This window comes from Desulfothermus sp. (assembly GCF_053993635.1).
Genome location: NZ_JBMYBT010000013.1, coordinates 19,378 through 37,286, shown reverse-complemented (window position 1 = coordinate 37,286; position 17,909 = coordinate 19,378). Strand labels below are relative to the sequence as shown.

Annotated in this window: 18 protein-coding genes; 12 read left to right on the top strand and 6 right to left on the bottom strand. The window is 37.1% G+C overall.

Translation table 11 applies throughout. The features are described from left to right. The first annotated feature begins 57 nt into the window (after positions 1-57). The gene (locus ACY2V1_RS01005) at positions 58-687 is read left to right on the top strand and encodes a class I SAM-dependent methyltransferase (RefSeq protein WP_461832928.1); all 630 of its coding nucleotides are present in this window, start codon (positions 58-60) and stop codon (positions 685-687) included. A 4-nt stretch (positions 688-691) separates the two neighbouring features. Here ACY2V1_RS01005 and ACY2V1_RS01000 read toward each other — a convergent pair whose 3' ends face one another. The 6 genes from ACY2V1_RS01000 to pyk form a co-directional block, all read right to left on the bottom strand. Next, on the bottom strand, positions 692-1,783 hold the full coding sequence (locus ACY2V1_RS01000) for a glucosidase family protein (protein WP_461832927.1): 1,092 nt from the start codon (positions 1,781-1,783) through the stop codon (positions 692-694). Next, a complete protein-coding gene (locus ACY2V1_RS00995; RefSeq protein WP_461832926.1) occupies positions 1,777-2,499 on the bottom strand; it encodes a class I SAM-dependent methyltransferase in 723 nt (240 codons plus the stop codon). The genes ACY2V1_RS01000 and ACY2V1_RS00995 overlap by 7 nt, the downstream gene beginning before the upstream one ends. Then, positions 2,486-3,808 (bottom strand): glycosyltransferase family 4 protein, encoded by a 1,323-nt coding sequence (locus tag ACY2V1_RS00990; protein WP_461832925.1) that lies wholly within the window; start codon positions 3,806-3,808, stop codon positions 2,486-2,488. Before ACY2V1_RS00990 ends, ACY2V1_RS00995 begins: the two co-directional genes overlap by 14 nt. Next, entirely contained in the window at positions 3,805-4,224 is a 420-nt protein-coding gene (locus tag ACY2V1_RS00985; protein ID WP_461832924.1) for a hypothetical protein, read from the bottom strand. Before ACY2V1_RS00985 ends, ACY2V1_RS00990 begins: the two co-directional genes overlap by 4 nt. A gap of 203 nt (positions 4,225-4,427) precedes the next feature. Next, the gene (locus tag ACY2V1_RS00980) at positions 4,428-6,149 is read right to left on the bottom strand and encodes a long-chain-fatty-acid--CoA ligase (protein WP_461832923.1); all 1,722 of its coding nucleotides are present in this window, start codon (positions 6,147-6,149) and stop codon (positions 4,428-4,430) included. A 192-nt stretch (positions 6,150-6,341) separates the two neighbouring features. After that, positions 6,342-7,769 carry a pyruvate kinase gene (pyk, locus tag ACY2V1_RS00975; protein ID WP_461832922.1) on the bottom strand — a complete coding sequence of 476 codons (1,428 nt, stop codon included), beginning with the start codon at positions 7,767-7,769 and terminating at the stop codon, positions 6,342-6,344. A gap of 340 nt (positions 7,770-8,109) precedes the next feature. Here pyk and ACY2V1_RS00970 point away from each other — a divergent pair, with 340 nt between their 5' ends. The 11 genes from ACY2V1_RS00970 to ACY2V1_RS00920 are packed head-to-tail and all read left to right on the top strand — an operon-like array spanning position 8,110 to position 17,893. Continuing rightward, the gene (locus ACY2V1_RS00970) at positions 8,110-8,466 is read left to right on the top strand and encodes an NADH-quinone oxidoreductase subunit A (protein WP_461832921.1); all 357 of its coding nucleotides are present in this window, start codon (positions 8,110-8,112) and stop codon (positions 8,464-8,466) included. Continuing rightward, positions 8,457-8,966, top strand: a complete 510-nt coding sequence (locus ACY2V1_RS00965) for an NADH-quinone oxidoreductase subunit B (protein WP_461832920.1) — start codon at positions 8,457-8,459, stop codon at positions 8,964-8,966. The genes ACY2V1_RS00970 and ACY2V1_RS00965 overlap by 10 nt, the downstream gene beginning before the upstream one ends. Before the next feature lie 2 nt (positions 8,967-8,968). Next, positions 8,969-9,442 (top strand): NADH-quinone oxidoreductase subunit C, encoded by a 474-nt coding sequence (locus ACY2V1_RS00960; RefSeq protein ID WP_461832919.1) that lies wholly within the window; start codon positions 8,969-8,971, stop codon positions 9,440-9,442. Then, a complete protein-coding gene (nuoD, locus tag ACY2V1_RS00955) occupies positions 9,423-10,592 on the top strand; it encodes an NADH dehydrogenase (quinone) subunit D (RefSeq protein ID WP_461832918.1) in 1,170 nt (389 codons plus the stop codon). The genes ACY2V1_RS00960 and nuoD overlap by 20 nt, the downstream gene beginning before the upstream one ends. A gap of 33 nt (positions 10,593-10,625) precedes the next feature. Further along, the gene (gene nuoH, locus ACY2V1_RS00950; protein WP_461832917.1) at positions 10,626-11,654 is read left to right on the top strand and encodes an NADH-quinone oxidoreductase subunit NuoH; all 1,029 of its coding nucleotides are present in this window, start codon (positions 10,626-10,628) and stop codon (positions 11,652-11,654) included. A 15-nt stretch (positions 11,655-11,669) separates the two neighbouring features. Further along, on the top strand, positions 11,670-12,080 hold the full coding sequence (locus ACY2V1_RS00945; protein ID WP_461832916.1) for a NuoI/complex I 23 kDa subunit family protein: 411 nt from the start codon (positions 11,670-11,672) through the stop codon (positions 12,078-12,080). Between the two features lie 12 nt (positions 12,081-12,092). Continuing rightward, positions 12,093-12,611 (top strand): NADH-quinone oxidoreductase subunit J, encoded by a 519-nt coding sequence (locus ACY2V1_RS00940; RefSeq protein WP_461832915.1) that lies wholly within the window; start codon positions 12,093-12,095, stop codon positions 12,609-12,611. 12 nt (positions 12,612-12,623) lie between these two features. Continuing rightward, the gene (gene nuoK / locus ACY2V1_RS00935) at positions 12,624-12,926 is read left to right on the top strand and encodes an NADH-quinone oxidoreductase subunit NuoK (RefSeq protein WP_461832914.1); all 303 of its coding nucleotides are present in this window, start codon (positions 12,624-12,626) and stop codon (positions 12,924-12,926) included. Between the two features lie 12 nt (positions 12,927-12,938). Beyond that, the gene (gene nuoL / locus ACY2V1_RS00930; RefSeq protein WP_461832913.1) at positions 12,939-14,858 is read left to right on the top strand and encodes an NADH-quinone oxidoreductase subunit L; all 1,920 of its coding nucleotides are present in this window, start codon (positions 12,939-12,941) and stop codon (positions 14,856-14,858) included. Positions 14,859-14,879: 21 nt separating this feature from the next. Then, positions 14,880-16,436, top strand: coding sequence for an NADH-quinone oxidoreductase subunit M (locus ACY2V1_RS00925; protein ID WP_461832912.1), 1,557 nt, complete (start codon positions 14,880-14,882; stop codon positions 16,434-16,436). Continuing rightward, a complete protein-coding gene (locus tag ACY2V1_RS00920) occupies positions 16,433-17,893 on the top strand; it encodes an NADH-quinone oxidoreductase subunit N (RefSeq protein WP_461832911.1) in 1,461 nt (486 codons plus the stop codon). Before ACY2V1_RS00925 ends, ACY2V1_RS00920 begins: the two co-directional genes overlap by 4 nt. Positions 17,894-17,909 lie beyond the last annotated feature (16 nt).

The following is a 17,909-nucleotide window of genomic DNA, read 5'->3' as shown; positions in this document are numbered from 1 at the left end:
AACAGGGGATGGGATGGCTAAGGGATTTTCCATCCCCTTGTTTGTCTGGTGATAGTTATGACAAAAATAAAAGAAAAGGTTCCTTTTTTATCAGAAGTCAAAGGCTTTTTAGCAGAAGATGAAATGGATACATTGTATGAAATGGGGCTAAGCTCTGCTAGAATGGGTCCATGCCTTGAGATTGGCAGTTATTGTGGCCTCTCTACAATTTGCATAGGCGTTGGTGTTAGAGAAAGTGGAGGAATACTTTTTTCCATTGATCATCACAGGGGCTCAGAGGAACATCAAGTTGGTGAAGAATATTTTGACCCAGAGCTATATGATGAGAAGTTGGGCAGAATAAATACCTTTAATGAATTTGAAAAGAACATAGAAAGGGCCTTATTGTTAGATAATGTTGTTCCAATAGTTGCTAAATCTCATATAGTGGCAAGAAAATGGGCAACTCCCTTATCCTTTGTTTTTATAGACGGAAGTCACAGTTTTGAGTCTGCCAAAAGAGATTATATATCCTGGGCACCCCATATAATCCCTGGGGGTTTTTTGGGGATACACGACGTATTTTTTGACCCGTCACTGGGAGGAGATGCACCAAGGCGTGTATATGAAATGGCTCTTGCCTCTGGGCTTTTTGAAGAATATAAATTTGTAAATACCCTTGGAATATTAAAAAGAATAGGGTACTGAGTATTTATACATTTCTGCTTACCCCACTTTTTACAGAAATTAATTTTTTTATTTGTGGCTGAGTAATAAGCCAGTTTTGTAAGAATAGGTTTGATGCAGGGGTGAGTTTTAAAAGTGCATCTGCCGCCAGAAGGAGAACTCCAGCAGTCCAAGTGGGTTTTTCCTCTGGCCAGAATATTTTAAGCTCCTTTTGATAGCCAGTCCAATACGCTCCGTCTTTATCTCTATTTTTGTGTAACCAATTAAATAGCTTTATTGCTCTAGAGTTCATCCCTGCTCCTAAAAGGGCTATTACAAGTTCACTGGATTCAGCAACAGTAATCCAGGGCTCATCACTTACGCATCTACATCCAAGGTCTTGTTCCACAAATATAGACCATTTTTCATTTATTCTTTTTCTTGCCTGATTTCCCCTAATCACTCCACACATCACAGGATAAAACCAGTCCATTGCAAAGCGATTTTTTGATGGCCAGGTCCTGTCAAATCGATGGGGCTTTTTTGTCAGGGCTAATTTAAGTTCTTCCCTGGCCTCTATCCACTTAGGTTTACTTATGCCAATTTTTCTGGCTATTAAAATAGCACTTTCAATGCTCTTATATATTGATGAGCATCCAGTAATTAAAGAGTCTTTATAAATTTTATTTTCAGGTAGCAAGGCCCAATATATTTCTCCCTCTAGGCTTTGGAGATTCAAGGCAAATTCAATGGCCGCCTCTACATGCTCCCACATTGTGTATAAAAATTCTATATCTTTAGTAATTAAAAAATAGTGATATAATCCAGTGGCCAGGTATGGAGCGTGGTGGGATTCCTTCCTGCTTTTATCTAATGGAACAGTATCATCATATGCAGGCCAAAATCCCCCATCTGGCTCCTGCATCTTTGCCATCCACATGAAAGCCTTTTTTGCTTGCTTAATAAATCCAGCAATTGATAGACCCATTGCAGCTTCTACGTGATCCCATGGGTCTAATATGTTTTTTTTAAACCAGGGGATAGCCCCTGAGGGATATTGATTTTTAGCTATATACCTTGCAGTCTCATTTAGCTCCTTTTTAGATATTAATTTAAAAGGAAATGTATTTTTTACCACTTTTTCCCCACCTTTTTAAAATATAGAACTACACTTTTACCAATTATGGGACTAAGTATTTTATCCAAGAATCTAGTAAACTTAGGTTTTTTAATTATGTCTAATATTAATAATTTATGATATAGCTTAATTGGAAACCAAGTGTCTCTCTTTTTCCAATTTAGACATTTTAGCCACCAATATGGAGAGTGCAGGCCATGGGCATAGTGTTTTTTATAGAGTTTAAACCCCAGTCTTTCAATTTCTATTACCAATGGAGATACCTTAAAAATTCGAATATGCCCACCCTTTTCATATTTGTAGTCATTACACAAGGCCCAACATATCCTCTCAGGTAAATATCTGGGAACAGACACAACTAAATGGCCATTGGGGGTCAGGACGCCCCATATTTCCTTTATTACCCTGTGATAGTTTTCTATATGTTCCAAAACTTCACTGCAAATTACTATATCAAATATTTCTCGTTTAAAAGGTAATATTTCGCATCTGCCCTGTAAAAGGAGCCAATTTTTATCTTTGTTATTTCCCATGGGGAAATATTTTTTGCAGGTTTCATTGGTCATTTTTAATGAATTAAAATCTAGATCTAGACCCACAGCGGTAACTGAGTCCCTGAGGTATACATTGTGAAGGTGTCTTCCTTCTCCACACCCAAGGTCTAGTATTTTGGTGCCTGGTTTTATACTTAAATTGGAAAAATCAACTGTTAGCATGAGTTAAGATGGCCTCCTCATAGACCTCAACACTCTTTTTTGCGGCCAAATTCCAGTTAAAGTTTTCAATTATCCTTTTTCTAGCCTTTTTCCCCAACTCTTCCATCTTTTTTGGATTGTTAAATGCGTATATAATGGCCCTAGCAATGGCCTTGGGATCTCCAGGAGGGACTAAGATTCCAGCATCTCCAACAACCTCCTTTAGTGCTCCGCCTGTTGTGGAAATAACTGGCTTTTCACACGCCATGGCCTCTGCTGCAGGGAGCCCAAAACCTTCGTAAAGTGATGGGGCTACTACCAATGAGGAGCTAGCATATTCTTCTACTAATTGCTCTTCATCTAATCCTGATACAAACTTTATAATATTTTCAAGAGAATAATCCTTTATAATTTTTTCTGTTGAACCGCCTTTTTTGGGTTTGCCAATTACAGTTAATTTTATCTGAGGGAATTCTTTTTTTACAATAAAAGTGGCCTCAATTAGATAATTAAGCCCTTTTAATGGGACATCTGCACTGGCAGTGGTGATGATTCGAAAAGGCTCTTTTTTTATGTGTGGCAGAGGTCTAAATCTCTCAAAATCCACTCCATTATGAACCACGTAGATTTTTTCCAAATCTATTTTAAAATCCCTGTGAATATCCTTTCTTGCAGTTTCTGATACTGTGAGTATGTGGGAAATTTTCCTTGCCACCCTCTTTTGCATGGACAAAAAGCTATGCCATCTCTTTATAAGCAGCCTCATAAAAAAATCTTTTTCATGGCGCAGGGAAAATTTTAGATCTTTGGTTATGGGGTGATGTATTGTGGCAACTAAAGGGAACTTCTTTTTTATAGGTAAGAGCCCATAACTGAGACACTGGTTGTCGTGGATAATATGGTATTTGGTTTTTATTTTTTTTAATAAAAGATTTGCTGCCCTCATGCTAAAAGCAAGGGGTTCAGGAAATCCTCCAGTATTGTAAGAAATGACTTCATATAAGTCGGCAATATTTTTTATTTTTCTCTTCTTTATGGCGCTTAAGGTCTTTTCATAACCGTAAAAATTCATCCCAGGGAGTGGAATTAGCCTTATCCCTTGAAATAATTCTGGATAAGGTTCTCCACTAATCACATCTACATGGTGACCTAAATCACGTAAGGCCTTGCTTAAATATTTTACATAAACCCCCTGTCCCCCACAAAATGGATTGCTCCTATAGCTCAAAATGCAGATATTTAAGGTGGATGGAGGGGTATTTTTTTTATTTTCTAAACGGTAGGTAATTTTTAGGGGATTTCTTTTTAAAGGTAATGTTAGATGTCTCATTTTTCAGCAAGTAAATTGGTTAATTTTTGTAATGTTTCATCATTGCCAAAGGAATAGATAAGACCCATTACTTCTATGGAAAATACAAGGGCACCTGTTCCTATTTCTTCTTTTGTTATGTTTTCCCCTCTCTGGCACTCTTTTTCTAGTATGTTTAAAAAGAAGTTCCAAAGCTCAGGTTCCAGTGCTTCTACAATATCTCCAGCGAGTTTTGCAACTTTTTTATTTGCTGAGAATTTGTCCCACAATGCGTCAAAAAATCCTTCAGGTGTTTCTCTTTTTTTTGTAGTGGTTTGTCTGAGTATCCATATGGTGAAACATGTCATATAAGTGATAATGGGCCTGATTTTTCCCAGGGCGATCTCCTTTGATTTTAAGAAATTAAAGACTTCAGGACAAAATTTGAGTTGGTCCATTAATTTGCCTGGGCTAAGTTCACCGAGGTGTAAATCAGATAGTTTATCCTTTGAAATGTACATTTTTTGAGAATATTATTAGTTAAAGATTTTTTTGGGTTTGAGTTTTCCTCATGCAAATAGGCATTTTTATCTAAATTCCTTGGTGCCATAAACTACTTGTTAGAAAACATACATATATGAAAAGGTCAACAACCAGTTAGTTAGGGGCGTTCCTCTTCTTTAAGTACTCTTCTAAGTACCTTTCCAACTGCAGAAGTTGGGAGTTCTTTTCTAAATTCTATGTATCTTGGTCGTTTATAACCTGCGAGGCGTTCTTTGCAAAATTCCAATATTTCTTCTTCAGTGGCACTCACCCCTTCTTTTAATTGGATAAAGGCCTTTACTACTTCTCCACTTTTTGGGTGTGGTACTCCAATTACTGCTGCTTGTGCTACTTTTGGATGGGCGTATAATACTTCTTCAACTTCCCTTGGATAACAATTAAATCCGCCCACAATTATAAGATCCTTTTTTCTGTCAGTTATTACTAAGAATCCATCTTCGTCAAAGTGCCCAATATCACCAGTTAAGAAAAATCTTTTTCCTTTTATCTCTCTGAAAACTTGGGCATCAGCCTGTGGATTTTTCCAATAGCCTTTCATCACCTGGGGGCCTGATACAGCTATTTCTCCATCTTTTCCTTGAGGTAGTTCAATTGTACCTGTATCTAGATCTACTATTTTGATCTCAGTATTTGGAAGTGGGAATCCCACGGTACCAAATCTTCTTTTTTCCTTGTCTGATGGATTTGCGCAAATTACTGGAGATGTCTCAGTTAGTCCATAGCCTTCATATATTGTGCAGCCAGTTCTCCTTTCAAATTCTTTAGCCAGTTCCACTGGCAATGGAGCACCCCCTGAAGCACAGCAAATAATGGAGGTCAGGTCAAATTTGTCAATAAAAGGATGATTCACAAAGGCAGAAAACAAAGTAGGAACCCCTACAACAAATGTTGGCTTGAATTTTTCCACTTGTTTTAATACCTCAGTAAAAGGTGGATTACCTGCCCGTGGATCAGGGATACATATAACTTTTGAACCACTACTGCAGGCTGCCAACATACAAACTGTCAGCCCAAAGCTGTGATACCATGGAAGTACACCAAGATAGCAATGAAATCCTCCCTTTCTAGGTGGTTCAGGGGGAGCGCCCTCTTCGTGGGGGATCCTCACATATTGCTCCAAAGCCATGACGTCGAATACCAAATTAGTGTGAGTCAATACAGCTCCTTTGGGAAGACCTGTTGTACCTCCTGTATAAATTAAGACAGCTGGATCATCTGGATCCACCTCTTGGTTTTTTTCTATTGGAGGAGTATTTTTTAAAATATCATCTAAAAATTTGTGTTCTGGTCTATGGGACTCAGCTTTGGGGATTTTCCCAAGTAAAGAACCAAGTATAGATTTTACCTTGGGCAACCAGTTTTTTATATTGCAAATAACTATGTTATTTTTTCCTACATTAGTATTTTTTATTGATTCTATGGCAGTTTTATAAAATTGTGGGTGATCCATACAAAATACCCAAGTTGCTCCTGAATCATTTAATTGGTGGTTTAGCTCTCCTGGAGTATAGAGGGGATTGCAGTTCACACAGATTCCACCAGCCTTAAGTACTCCAAAGAAAATAACTGGATATTGTGGAATATTGGGTAGAAATATTGCCACCCTATCGCCTTTTTTCAGACCATTTTTCTTTAAAAAATTGGCAATCCTGTCTGCATAATCTCTGACTTGTTTAAAGGTCTTAGTGGCTCCCTGAAAAATTGTGTAGGTTTTATCTGGATATAGGTTTGCTGATTCGTCCAATAGATCGTATAGAGGTTTTTTAAATCCATTTATCTCAGTTGGTACACCGTCTGGCCAGTAAGGACTTTTTTTCATTTTTATCTACCTCCGAAAATAAAATAATTTAATTTGTACTTTTTTAACATAACATCCCTATTTTATGCAAGTGTTTTTAAAGAAAAAGGATTTTATCAAACCTAAGTCTGTCAAAAGCTTTGACAAACTTAGGTTAATGTGCCTGGCTTATTATTGGATTAGGCAAGATGTCACAGTGTTGTGTTATTTAATCTACTTAAAGTATATTTTTATCTGGTTTGTATGTTTTTTTAATTGTCCTGGAGTTGGTTGACCAGATGTAATAATGATTTTGTCTCCTGGTTTAAATAGATTAGAGTGTTGTACAAAATTCTCCACCCTATCTAAATGGTTAGGAATTTTGGCATCTGATAATATTGGGACAACCCCTTTCATGAAATTTAGGTATTTTATTACTTCCATGTGAGGAGTGAGGCCATAGATTTTTTGTTTAGGCCTGCAACTGGAGATTAATCTGGCTGTTTTTCCCGAGGTGGAGTGGCAGGCTATGCCCTTTGCATTGGCGTAGTTTGCCAGTAAACAAGCTGAATAGGCCAGATAAGAGCCAGGATCTATTTCGTGTGTTGGCTTTAATGGTTCTTTTTGTTGTTCAAAGATGTAGTTTTCTGTATTTTGCGCTATCTCTTTAATAATATTGATAACTTCAATGGGATAATTGCCGACAGCTGTTTCATCAGACAACATCACACAATCTGCACCATCCATAATTGCATTTGCAACATCTGTTGTTTCTGCCCTTGTTGGTAGGGGATTATGGACCATGGAAAGTAGCATTTGAGTTGCAACTATTGCAGGTTTGTGCTGTTTATTACATGCATTAATTATCCTTTTTTGTATTATGGGTAAGGAGGGTAAAGGACACTCAAGCCCAAGGTCACCCCTGGCCACCATTATTCCATCTGCAACTTCAAGTATTTGATCCAGGTTTTCAACGCCATTAGCACGTTCTAATTTTGCAATCACAGGGACAAATTTATTATGCTTTTGTATTTCATCCTTGATATCAATAATATCTTGTCTGTTTTGAACAAAAGATAAGGCAAATGCATCTATCCCAAGTTCCATTGCCTCGTGGAGATTCTTTTTGTCTGTTTCTGTAAGGGCAGGCAATGATATGTGTTTGCCTGGAAAGTTAATCCCTTTATTTGAAGAAACACTCCCGCCAGATTCAACTTCTAATAGATATACCTTATCCGGAACTAATACTTCTTCTACCCTAAATATTGGTATCCCATCGCTTAAAATAGCCTTCATTCCGACCTTTAGCCCTTGTATGGCCTCCTTAATTTTTATTCCTAAAAACGGAACTTCTCTGTCTTCATATTTTTCTCTAAAAGATTCAAGACCTAGGATTGCCTTATATCCCTTTCCAAGATATAATGGAGAATCTTTTACTTCTCCTATCCTTATTTTTGGTCCGCTTAAATCTCCCATTATAGTTATTGGGAGCCCTAATTCTGATTCAATTTCCCTTAAGGTTTCTATTATTGGTATAAACCCCTTTGGTGTGCTGTGGGAGAAATTAAGCCTAAATATACTGACTCCTTTTAATACCATTTCCTTTAGTACCTCTTTAGATGAGGAACTTGGACCTATTGTAGCTATTACTTTGATGTGCATATAAGACCCTCCTTAATTAAATGTCCCCAAAAAGACTCGAATACATTTGAATCAAATTCTTTTACTATAAAAATAGTATATAACAAAAGATTTTGGTATAGTCAAAAGGACACGTAAAGGAGTTTAAAATTTTTTGAGTTGTAGTTTTTTATAAAATGCACATTAAGCTTAATTGGCTCATATATTTTAAAACAATATGGGATGCCTTATTTTTTAAGATAATGCGGATTTGTGCAAAAAAATATAGCAAAAAAATTTTTTTCTTCTTGACAAAATATTTTTTATCGATTTATTCAGATTCCAAAAAAATTAAGTAGTTAAAAAATTGAGGGTGATGGCAATGAATGTTTATTATGTGCCTGTTTTATTGTATTTGATACTTATAATATTAATGATGTGTGCTATTGTTTTCTTGTCCTCCCTTGTAGGCAAAAAGCCACTTACTGAAATTCAGAAGATTCCCTATGAATGTGGTCTTGATCCTGCTGGACCAAAAGAAGCTTATGTGCCTATTAAATTCTATATTATAGCCATGCTTTTTATTGTGTTTGATATTGAGGTGGTATTTTTTTATCCCTGGTTAATTGTTTATAGGGATTTAGGTGTTGTTGGGTTTGTGGAGATGATAATATTTTTTGCTATTCTTTTAATTGGACTGTTTTATGTAATAAAGAAGGGTGCGTTAAGATGGGAATAGAACAATCTGGTGGTATTCTAGTAACCACACTTGAGAAGGTAGTTAATTGGGCTCGGAAGTATTCTGTATGGCCTCTTACCTTTGGTCTTGCATGTTGTGCCATTGAGATGATTTGTACTGCAGCTGCAAGGTTTGATATTGCAAGGTTTGGCATGGAGGCCTATAGGCCATCTCCCCGTCAAGCTGATATGATGATAGTAGCTGGAACAGTAACCAAGAAGATGTTGCCAGCAGTGCTTAGGCTTTATGAGCAGATGGTGGATCCAAAGTGGGTAATGGTGATGGGATCATGTGCTACTAGTGGCGGTATTTTTAGGTCTTATGCAGTTGTGCAGGGTATTGATAAATATCTCCCAGTAGATGTGTACGTTCCAGGCTGCCCTCCCACTCCTGATGCTTTGCTTTATGGAGTTACCAAGATTCACGAAAAAATTATGCAGGATAAGTGGCTTACCAAAAAATATGAACACATAAAGTTTCCTGAAAAAGTGAAGAGTTAGTTATGGATATAAAAGAGTACACTGAGAAAATTTTGTCTGCGTTACCAAAAGAATCAGTAAAATCAGTTCAGGAATTTCGAGGACAGGTCTCATTGGTTGTTGAATCAGAAAGTATCATAGACGTACTTAAGCTACTTAGGGATCGATTTGGATATAGATATTTGATAGATTTAACAGCAGTGGATCACCTGCCTAATGAGCCACGTTTTGAAGTGGTTTATCACCTGTGGTGTCATTCAGAAAAAAGGCTCATTAGGGTAAAGACTTTTGCAAAGGGAGAGCCACCCACAATATCTTCGGTTGTGGGACTTTGGTCTACAGCCAATTGGCATGAGAGAGAATGTTATGATATGTTTGGTATAATTTTTGACGGACATCCTGATTTAAGAAGAATTTTGCTTTGGGAAGGGTTTGATGGTCATCCACTTAGAAAGGATTATCCAGTAGAAGGCAGAGATGAGAAAAGAAATAATTAAATTAAATGTTGGTCCTCAGCATCCAAGTACTCATGGGGTACTTAGGCTGCTTGTGGAACTTGAGGGCGAGGTAGTTGTTAGTTGTGACCCTGATATTGGGTATTTGCACAGGGGAATTGAAAAGCTCATGGAGAATAGGACCTATCATAGGTCTATCCCCTTAACAGAAAGGGTTGATTATTTGGCTGGTGCTGCCAACAGTTTGGGTTATGTTTTGGCAGTAGAGAGGCTACTTGGAATTGAAGAAATTCCACCACGTGCAAGATATATCAGGGTAATTGTAGCGGAACTCACAAGGATCGCCAGCCACCTATTTTGGTTGGCCACCCATGGCCATGACCTTGGGGCCATGACTCCTCTTTTTTATGCCCTAAGGGATAGAGAAGTGATAATGGATTTTTTTGAAAAATGGGCGGGAAAGCGGTTGTTTCCAAATATGTTTCGTGTGGGGGGCGTTGCAAAGGATTTTCCCGACGGCATGGAGCAAGAGATAAGGAAATTCGCAGAAGAATTACCAGAAAAGATGAAGGATTATGAGACCCTGCTTACCAAAAATCCCATATGGATAAACAGGACAAAGGGAGTAGGGGTCTTGTCAATAGATGAAGTTTTAGATTGGGGCCTAAGTGGTCCAATGGCAAGGGGATCTGGATTGGATTTTGATATTAGAAAGGTGGATCCATATTTAGGTTATGATGAGTTTGATTTTATAGTTCCCCTTGGGAAGAATGGAGATACTTATGACAGATATTTAATACGCCTTGAAGAGATGAGACAGAGTTGCAGGATAATCCTTCAGGCCCTGGATAGGATACCGAAAGGGGACATAATGATAGATGACTATAAAGTAGCATTTCCCCCTAAAGAAAAAGTGGTAAATGGTGAATATTTAATTCCCCATTATCTGTTAGTTGTGAAGGGGTTTAAAACCCCAAAGGGAGAGGTGTTTCATCATACAGAAGCACCAAAGGGTGAGCTTGCATTTTATATTGTAAGCGATGGGTCAGAACATCCTTACAGGGTTAAGATAAGGACTCCTTCCTTTGTGAACTTGCAGGTTATATCAAAGCTTGCAAAGGGAAGGCTTTTGTCAGATTTAATCGCACTTATAGGTACTATAGATATTGTACTGGCAGACGTGGATAGGTAATAGGTTTTAACAGCATTAAAAAGGGAATTGTTTATGTCTGATACCCTAATTTTTGTGATTATATCGCTAATTAAGAGTTTGGTATTGGTTTCCCTCATAATGATAGGAGTGATGATAGGTGTTTATTTAGAGAGGAGGATTTTAGGGTTTATTCAGCTTCGTTATGGGCCAAATAGGTGTGGACCATTTGGGATTCTGCAATCCATCGCAGACGGCATTAAGCTTTTCTGCAAACAAGATATAACCCTGCCTGTTACAGAAAAAACCCTTTATGTTCTTGCACCAATAATTGCGGGAGTTACTGCCCTTTTCCCATTTGTTGCCATTCCATTTGCAGACAAAGTCTTGCCAAACGCCATTCATTTATTAGGCAGGACCATAGATTTAACCCAATACAGTATGAACAGGGGAGTAATTGCTGATTTGCCTGGGGGAGTATTATTTATCCTCGCGGTATCTTCCCTTAGTATCTATGGTGTTCTTTTGGCTGGTTGGTCATCAGATAATAAGTACTCTTTTTTAGGAGCCATGAGAATTACTTCCCAGATGCTGAGTTATGAACTCTTTTTAGGTATCTCCATAATGGGGGTATTAATGATAACTGGCTCAATTAGAATGACAGAGATAGTGGAAGCACAGAAGCATATGTGGAATATAGTGTATCAGCCAGTTGGATTTGTCTTATATATGATAGCAGGTTTTGCTGAAGCGTGCAGGACCCCATTTGACCTAATAGAGTGTGAAAATGAGCTGGGATCAGGTTTTAATACAGAATACAGTTCCATGAAATTTGCCTTATTTTATCTTGCTGAATACATTCACATAATAACTATTAGCTCAATTGCAGTAACTTTGTTTTTAGGTGGTTGGCAAGGACCATGGCTTCCTTCTGGCTTGTGGTTTATAATAAAGGTAGCTTGTTTATTTGTATTTTTTATTTGGGTGAGAGGGACTTATCCTAGGGTCAGGTTTGATCAACTTATGAGTGTTGGTTGGAAATATCTATTTCCCATAGCTATGGCCAATCTAATTGCAACGGGTGTATGTGTCCTTATCTTATAGAGGAGTTATTGTGGCATGGTAAGAACTATAATTTATCCCTTGATTCAAGGGCTGAAAAAGACATTTGAAAAGGCCCTTAGTAAAAAGATAACTATTCAGTATCCTGAAGAAAAAAGAGAAATACCAGAGCGATTTAGGGGAAGACCAAGATTGGTCTTAGATGATGCTGGAAAAATTAAATGTGTTGTTTGTTCCTTATGCGTGGCTGTGTGTCCCCCCCAGGCAATATATATTGAAGCTGATGAAGGAGCTGATCCTTCAATTAGATATCCAAAAAAATATATAATTGATTTAGGTAGATGTATATATTGCGGATATTGTGAACAGGTCTGTCCAAAGAACGCAATAAAATTGAGCAATGAATATGAGTTGGCACAATATGAGAGGTCAAAATTAATATATGATTTACCAAAGCTAATAAAGTAAAGGGTATTGAGTATGGAGATGCTTTTATTTTTCTTTTTTGCATTTTTATGTGTAATATCTTCGTTATGTGTGGTTTTTTTTAAAAATCCAATCAAGAGTGCTATTAGCCTTATTGTTAATTTCTTTTCAATGGGAGCTATTTATGTGATTTTAAATGCTGAGTTTATAGCCCTAATGCAGGTTCTCGTTTATGCTGGCGCAATCATGGTGTTATTTTTGTTTATTATTATGTTATTAGATGTAAAGCACACAGCTAAAGAAAAAGTCTATTTTAAGAATAATTTATCTGTAGTCTTATCTTTTTGCTTTATTTTCCTTGCCATAGTATTTTCTGTTGCCACATCATTATATAATGCTGGACTAATGAAAGGTTTAAAAGGCCTTGACTGGATGTTTTTAGACAATAGTAATACTAAAGCAATTGGAAAAATTCTTTTTAGTAAATTTTTACTTCCTTTTGAAATAACCTCACTTTTACTTTTAGTTGCAGCTATTGGAATTATAGTTTTAGGGAAGAAAAAAAATACATAAGAGGACATTGTTATGATACCCTTAAGTTATTTATTAGTCTTAAGCGGACTGCTCTTTACCATTGGAATTATAGGTGTTTTATTTAAGAGGAACACAATAATTATTTTTATGTCTATTGAGCTCATGTTAAATTCTGCAAATTTGAGTTTTGTAGCCTTTTCAAGATATTTGGGTAATCTAAATGGCCAGGTATATGTATTTTTTGTGATGGTTGTTGCAGCTGCAGAGGTGGTTATTGGTCTTGCTATAATAGTTAATATGTATAGACATTTTAAATCAATTTCAGCAGATAGACCTAATCTTTTAAAATGGTAAAGGGATAGACTAATGATGAAATACGTATGGCTCATTGTTTTTTTCCCATTTTTAGGATTTTTAATTAATGGATTTTTTGGAAGATATTTCAGTAAAAGGGTGGTAGCTACCATTGGTGCAAGTGCAATTGGTCTTGCATTTGTATGCGGAATATACACCCTTTTTGATCTTTTGAGTCTCTCTCCACAATCTAGGGTAGTGGAGGTAGTCTTTTTTGATTGGATAAAAACTGGTATATTAAATATCCCAGCGGGATTTTTAATTGATCCTCTGACCATGGTAATGGTCTTGGTTGTGAGTGGCGTTAGCTTTTTGATTCACATCTATGCTGGCGAGTATATGGAGGAAGATCCTGGATATGTACGATTTTTTGTGTATTTAAATCTTTTTGTTTCAATGATGCTTACTCTTGTGATGGCAAATAACTTTCTTCTCATGTTTGTTGGTTGGGAAGGAGTAGGTTTATGTTCTTATCTACTGATAGGATTTTGGTTTGAAAAGGATTCTGCTTCTAATGCTGGGAAAAAGGCGTTTATCGTAAATAGAATAGGGGATTTTGGCTTTTTAGTGGCCATGTTTATAATCTTTACCACATTCCATACTCTTAATTTTAGAGAAGTTTTTGAAAAAGCTCCAGAAATGTTCACTGTTGGTAGCACAACTATCACATTGGCTACACTTTTCCTTTTCTTAGGAGCAACAGGAAAGTCAGCCCAGATACCTTTGTATGTGTGGTTGCCAGACGCAATGGAAGGTCCAACACCAGTATCCGCATTAATTCATGCTGCAACTATGGTTACTGCAGGTGTGTATATGATGGCGAGGTGTAGTGTATTGTATGCTTTGGCTCCATTTTCCTTAGGAGTTGCTGGAACAATTGGCGCATTAACAGCTGTGTTCGCTGCTTCAATGGCCCTGGTGCAGGTGGATATGAAGAGGGTATTGGCTTATTCCACTATAAGTCAAATAGGTTATATGGTTTTGGGTTGTGGGGTAGGTGCCTTTGCAGCTGGTATTTTTCATCTCATGACCCATGCCTTTTTTAAGGCCTTACTCTTTTTGGGCGCTGGAAGTGTATCCCACGCACTCGCTGGCGAGCTAGATATTAGAAAAATGGGTGGATTATACAAAAAGCTGCCAATTACCCATATAACATTTCTTTCAGCTACTTTAGCGATATCAGGGATAATCCCATTTGCTGGTTTCTTTAGTAAAGATGAGATACTTTTTGAGACCTTTATTGGTCACCATAATATTTTATATTTTCTTGGGATCGCTGGTGCACTTATGACAGCTTTTTACATGTTCAGGCTCTATTTTATAGCATTTCATGGAGAGTCCAGGGTTGATCCAGAGGTAGAAAAACACATCCATGAGCCATCATGGAGAATGGCCTTGCCCCTTTGTGTATTGGGGATATTGTCTCTTATAGGTGGTTGGATTCAACTACCATTTTTCCACAATTTAAAGATTTTAGGTGGATTTTTAGAGCCAGTTTTTCATCATGCTCATGAGATTGGTGGTATAGAACACGGGGCAGAGGCGGGAATATGGTTAGAAGGTGCTTTGATGGCTCTATCTTTAGTTGTTGCGTGCATTGGTATATATATTGCGTATAATTTTTATATTAAAAAGCCAGAACTCCCCAAGAGACTTGGAGAGAAGTTTGCGGGGCTATACAGATTACTGTTCAATAAATACTATGTAGATGAAATATATCAGATAATAGTAGTCAAGCCTTTATATAATCTAAGCCAGATCTTATCATATGTGGTTGATCAAAATATTATTGATGCAGCTGTAAATGGTACTGGTAAGACCATGGTGTATGCATCATCTACCCTTAGACGTATTAATACAGGTTATGTACAATTTTATGGGTTGATTATGTTTATTGGGGCAGTTGTGGTATTGCTCGTAAATATATTTTAAAAACAGGAAAGGTTTTAAGTTATGCATGAATTTAACTTTCCCATACTCTCAGTAATAACGTTCTTTCCATTGGTTGGCATAGTATTTATAGCATTTACAGAGAGAACAGACGGATATTTGCAAAAATGGATAGCCTTTTGGACAACGTTAATAAATTTTATTATTTCCTTGACTCTGTTTTTTTTCTTTAAAAATACTGGACAGTTTCAGTTTGTGGAAAAGCTCAAGTGGATACCATCTTTAGGAATTAGTTATCACGTGGGTATTGATGGTATAAGTTTATTGTTAGTTTTGCTTACAACGTTTTTATGTCCTATATGCATAGCTGCTTGTTGGAGTGATATAAAAGATAAAGTAAAGGAATTTCTCATTTGTTTCCTGTTCTTAGAAATTTCCATGATAGGTGTTTTTTGCGCTCTGGATATGTTCTTATTTTATATTTTCTGGGAACTTATGTTGATACCCATGTTTTTGCTCATATTGGTGTGGGGTGCGCCAGCCAGGAGAAAGTATGCATCTATTAAATTTTTTCTCTATACCATGGCTGGATCCATGATGATGCTGGTTGGGATCCTAGTTCTCTATTTCTACAATGCAAAGGTCACTGGTGAATACACCTTTGATCTTTTAAAACTCATGAAATTAGATCTGCCTTTTAATTATCAATTCTGGCTATTTCTTGCATTTGGTATAGCGTTCGCTATCAAGGTTCCCATGTTTCCATTTCATACATGGCTTCCTGATGCACATACTGAGGCTCCAACAATAGGGAGTGTAATTCTTGCAGGTGTATTGCTGAAGATGGGAACTTATGGTTTTGTGAGGTTTAATCTAACTCTATTTCCCAATGCTTCGGTATATTTTATGGAGCTGATGGCAATTTTGGCCATAATAGGTATTATATATGGTGCTTTTATGTGCCTGGTTCAAAAGGACTTAAAGAGGCTCATTGCATACTCAAGTGTGAGTCATTTAGGTTTTGTTATGTTGGGGGTTTTTGCCTTAAATATGCAGGGGCTCAGTGGTGGCTTGATTCAGATGATAAATCATGGACTTTCAACAGGGGCTCTCTTTTTGTTGGTTGGTATGATTTATGAGCGCAGACATACAAGGCTTATAGCTGAATTTGGAGGGTTGGCAAAACCACTTCCTATGTTTGCTACTTTATTTATGATAGTCACCTTATCCTCCATAGGACTTCCAGGATTAAATGGATTTATAGGTGAGTTTTTAATAATGGTAGGAGCCTTTAGGGCCAAGTGGTGGTGGGGTGTTTTGGCAGCAACAGGTGTTATATTGGCAGCCTGGTATATGCTCTGGATGTATCAACGGGTGATGTTTGGAAAGGTGACAAAGGAAGAGAATCTTAAGATAAATGATCTGGTCCCAAGGGAAATATACCTCTTGGTTCCACTAATAATATTTATTGTATGGATTGGAGTACACCCCAATACCTTTTTATCTAAAATGGAGCCATCTATAAAACAGATAGTAAAAAAATATGACAAAATAAATAAAAAACAAGTTGATATGGCCGGTATTAACATCTTGAAAATAATAAAGGGCGAAAGATCATGATACCAGGAATTCAGTACATTAAAGATAGTGTTGGGTGTTTGCCATTTTTGATTTTGTTGGCATCAGGACTTATTGTGTTACTTGGGTCAGCAGTTACAGCCAGAGAGGATAGTGGTCGTTATGGAAGTGGTGTCGCCATTGTAGGTACTGTCCTAGCGATTTTAAGTTTATATGTTTTAGTGGCTTTTAAGAGGCATATTTTATTTAATGGTATGTTAATAATTGATGAATTTGCTCTATTTTTAACTGCTACTATCTTAATAGGTACTTTGGTAGTAATACTCATCTCTAGAAATGCAGTGGCTAAAGAGGGAGCTGAAATAAACGAGTATTATATGCTTCTTTTATTTAGTTCAGCTGGAATGATTCTTATGGTTCAGTCTATTAATCTTATTATGGTATTCCTTGCATTAGAAATATTTTCGCTAGGTATATACATTTTAGTGGGTATAACAAAACAAAAGAGGGTTTCCATAGAGGCATCCTTAAAGTATCTTCTGTTAGGTGCGTTTGCAGCAGCATTTTTCTTGTATGGTCTAACATACATTTACGGAGCAACAGGCACCCTTGATCTCTTAAAAATCGCAAGCATGGTATCTGAAGGAGAAATTACTTCAAATACATACCTGGTCTTGGGAGCGTCACTAGTTTTATTTGGGCTTGGATTCAAAATAGCCCTTGTCCCTTTTCATATGTGGACTCCAGATGTGTATGAAGGAGCGCCTACTCCTATTACAGCCTATATGGCTGTAGGGGTTAAAGCGGCTGCTTTTGCTGTATTTATTAGGGTTTTTGGACAAGCACTGCCAAAATTTAATTTTGAATGGAATACCTTGCTGTGGATATTGGCGGTATTGACTATGACAATAGGCAATATCTGTGCATTATTACAAGATAGTTTAAAAAGGATGCTGGCATATTCATCAATAGCTCACGCTGGTTATATTTTTGTAGCAGTGGTAGCGGGATCCCAGTATGGATATGGTGCAATACTCTATTATCTTTTGGTATATACTTTTATGAATTTAGGTGCATTCGGTGTGGTAGTGTATGTTGAGAATCTCCTTGGACAAAAGGACAATATTGATTCTTTTAAAGGTTTTGGCTTCAGGAGACCAGTTATAGGCTTATGCATGTCAATATTTATGTGTTCCCTTATGGGACTTCCACCAACAGGTGGTTTTGTTGCAAAATTTGCAGTTTTTAGTTCTGCCATCAAGGCGGGTTATATCTGGTTGGTGATAATAGGGGTTTTAAATAGTGCAGTAGCGGCCTATTACTACTTAAGGGTGATAATTGTTATGTATACAAGGTCAGAGACACCTGTGGAGGTTATGTCTCCAAAAGGGAGTATATATAATGGAATAGGCTTAATCATTTCTTTGGCTGGAACCTTAATGTTGGGCATTCTACCTCACAGGGTCTTGGAAATAGCTATCAAGGCTGTGTCTCTTTAATTACATGATTAAAAGG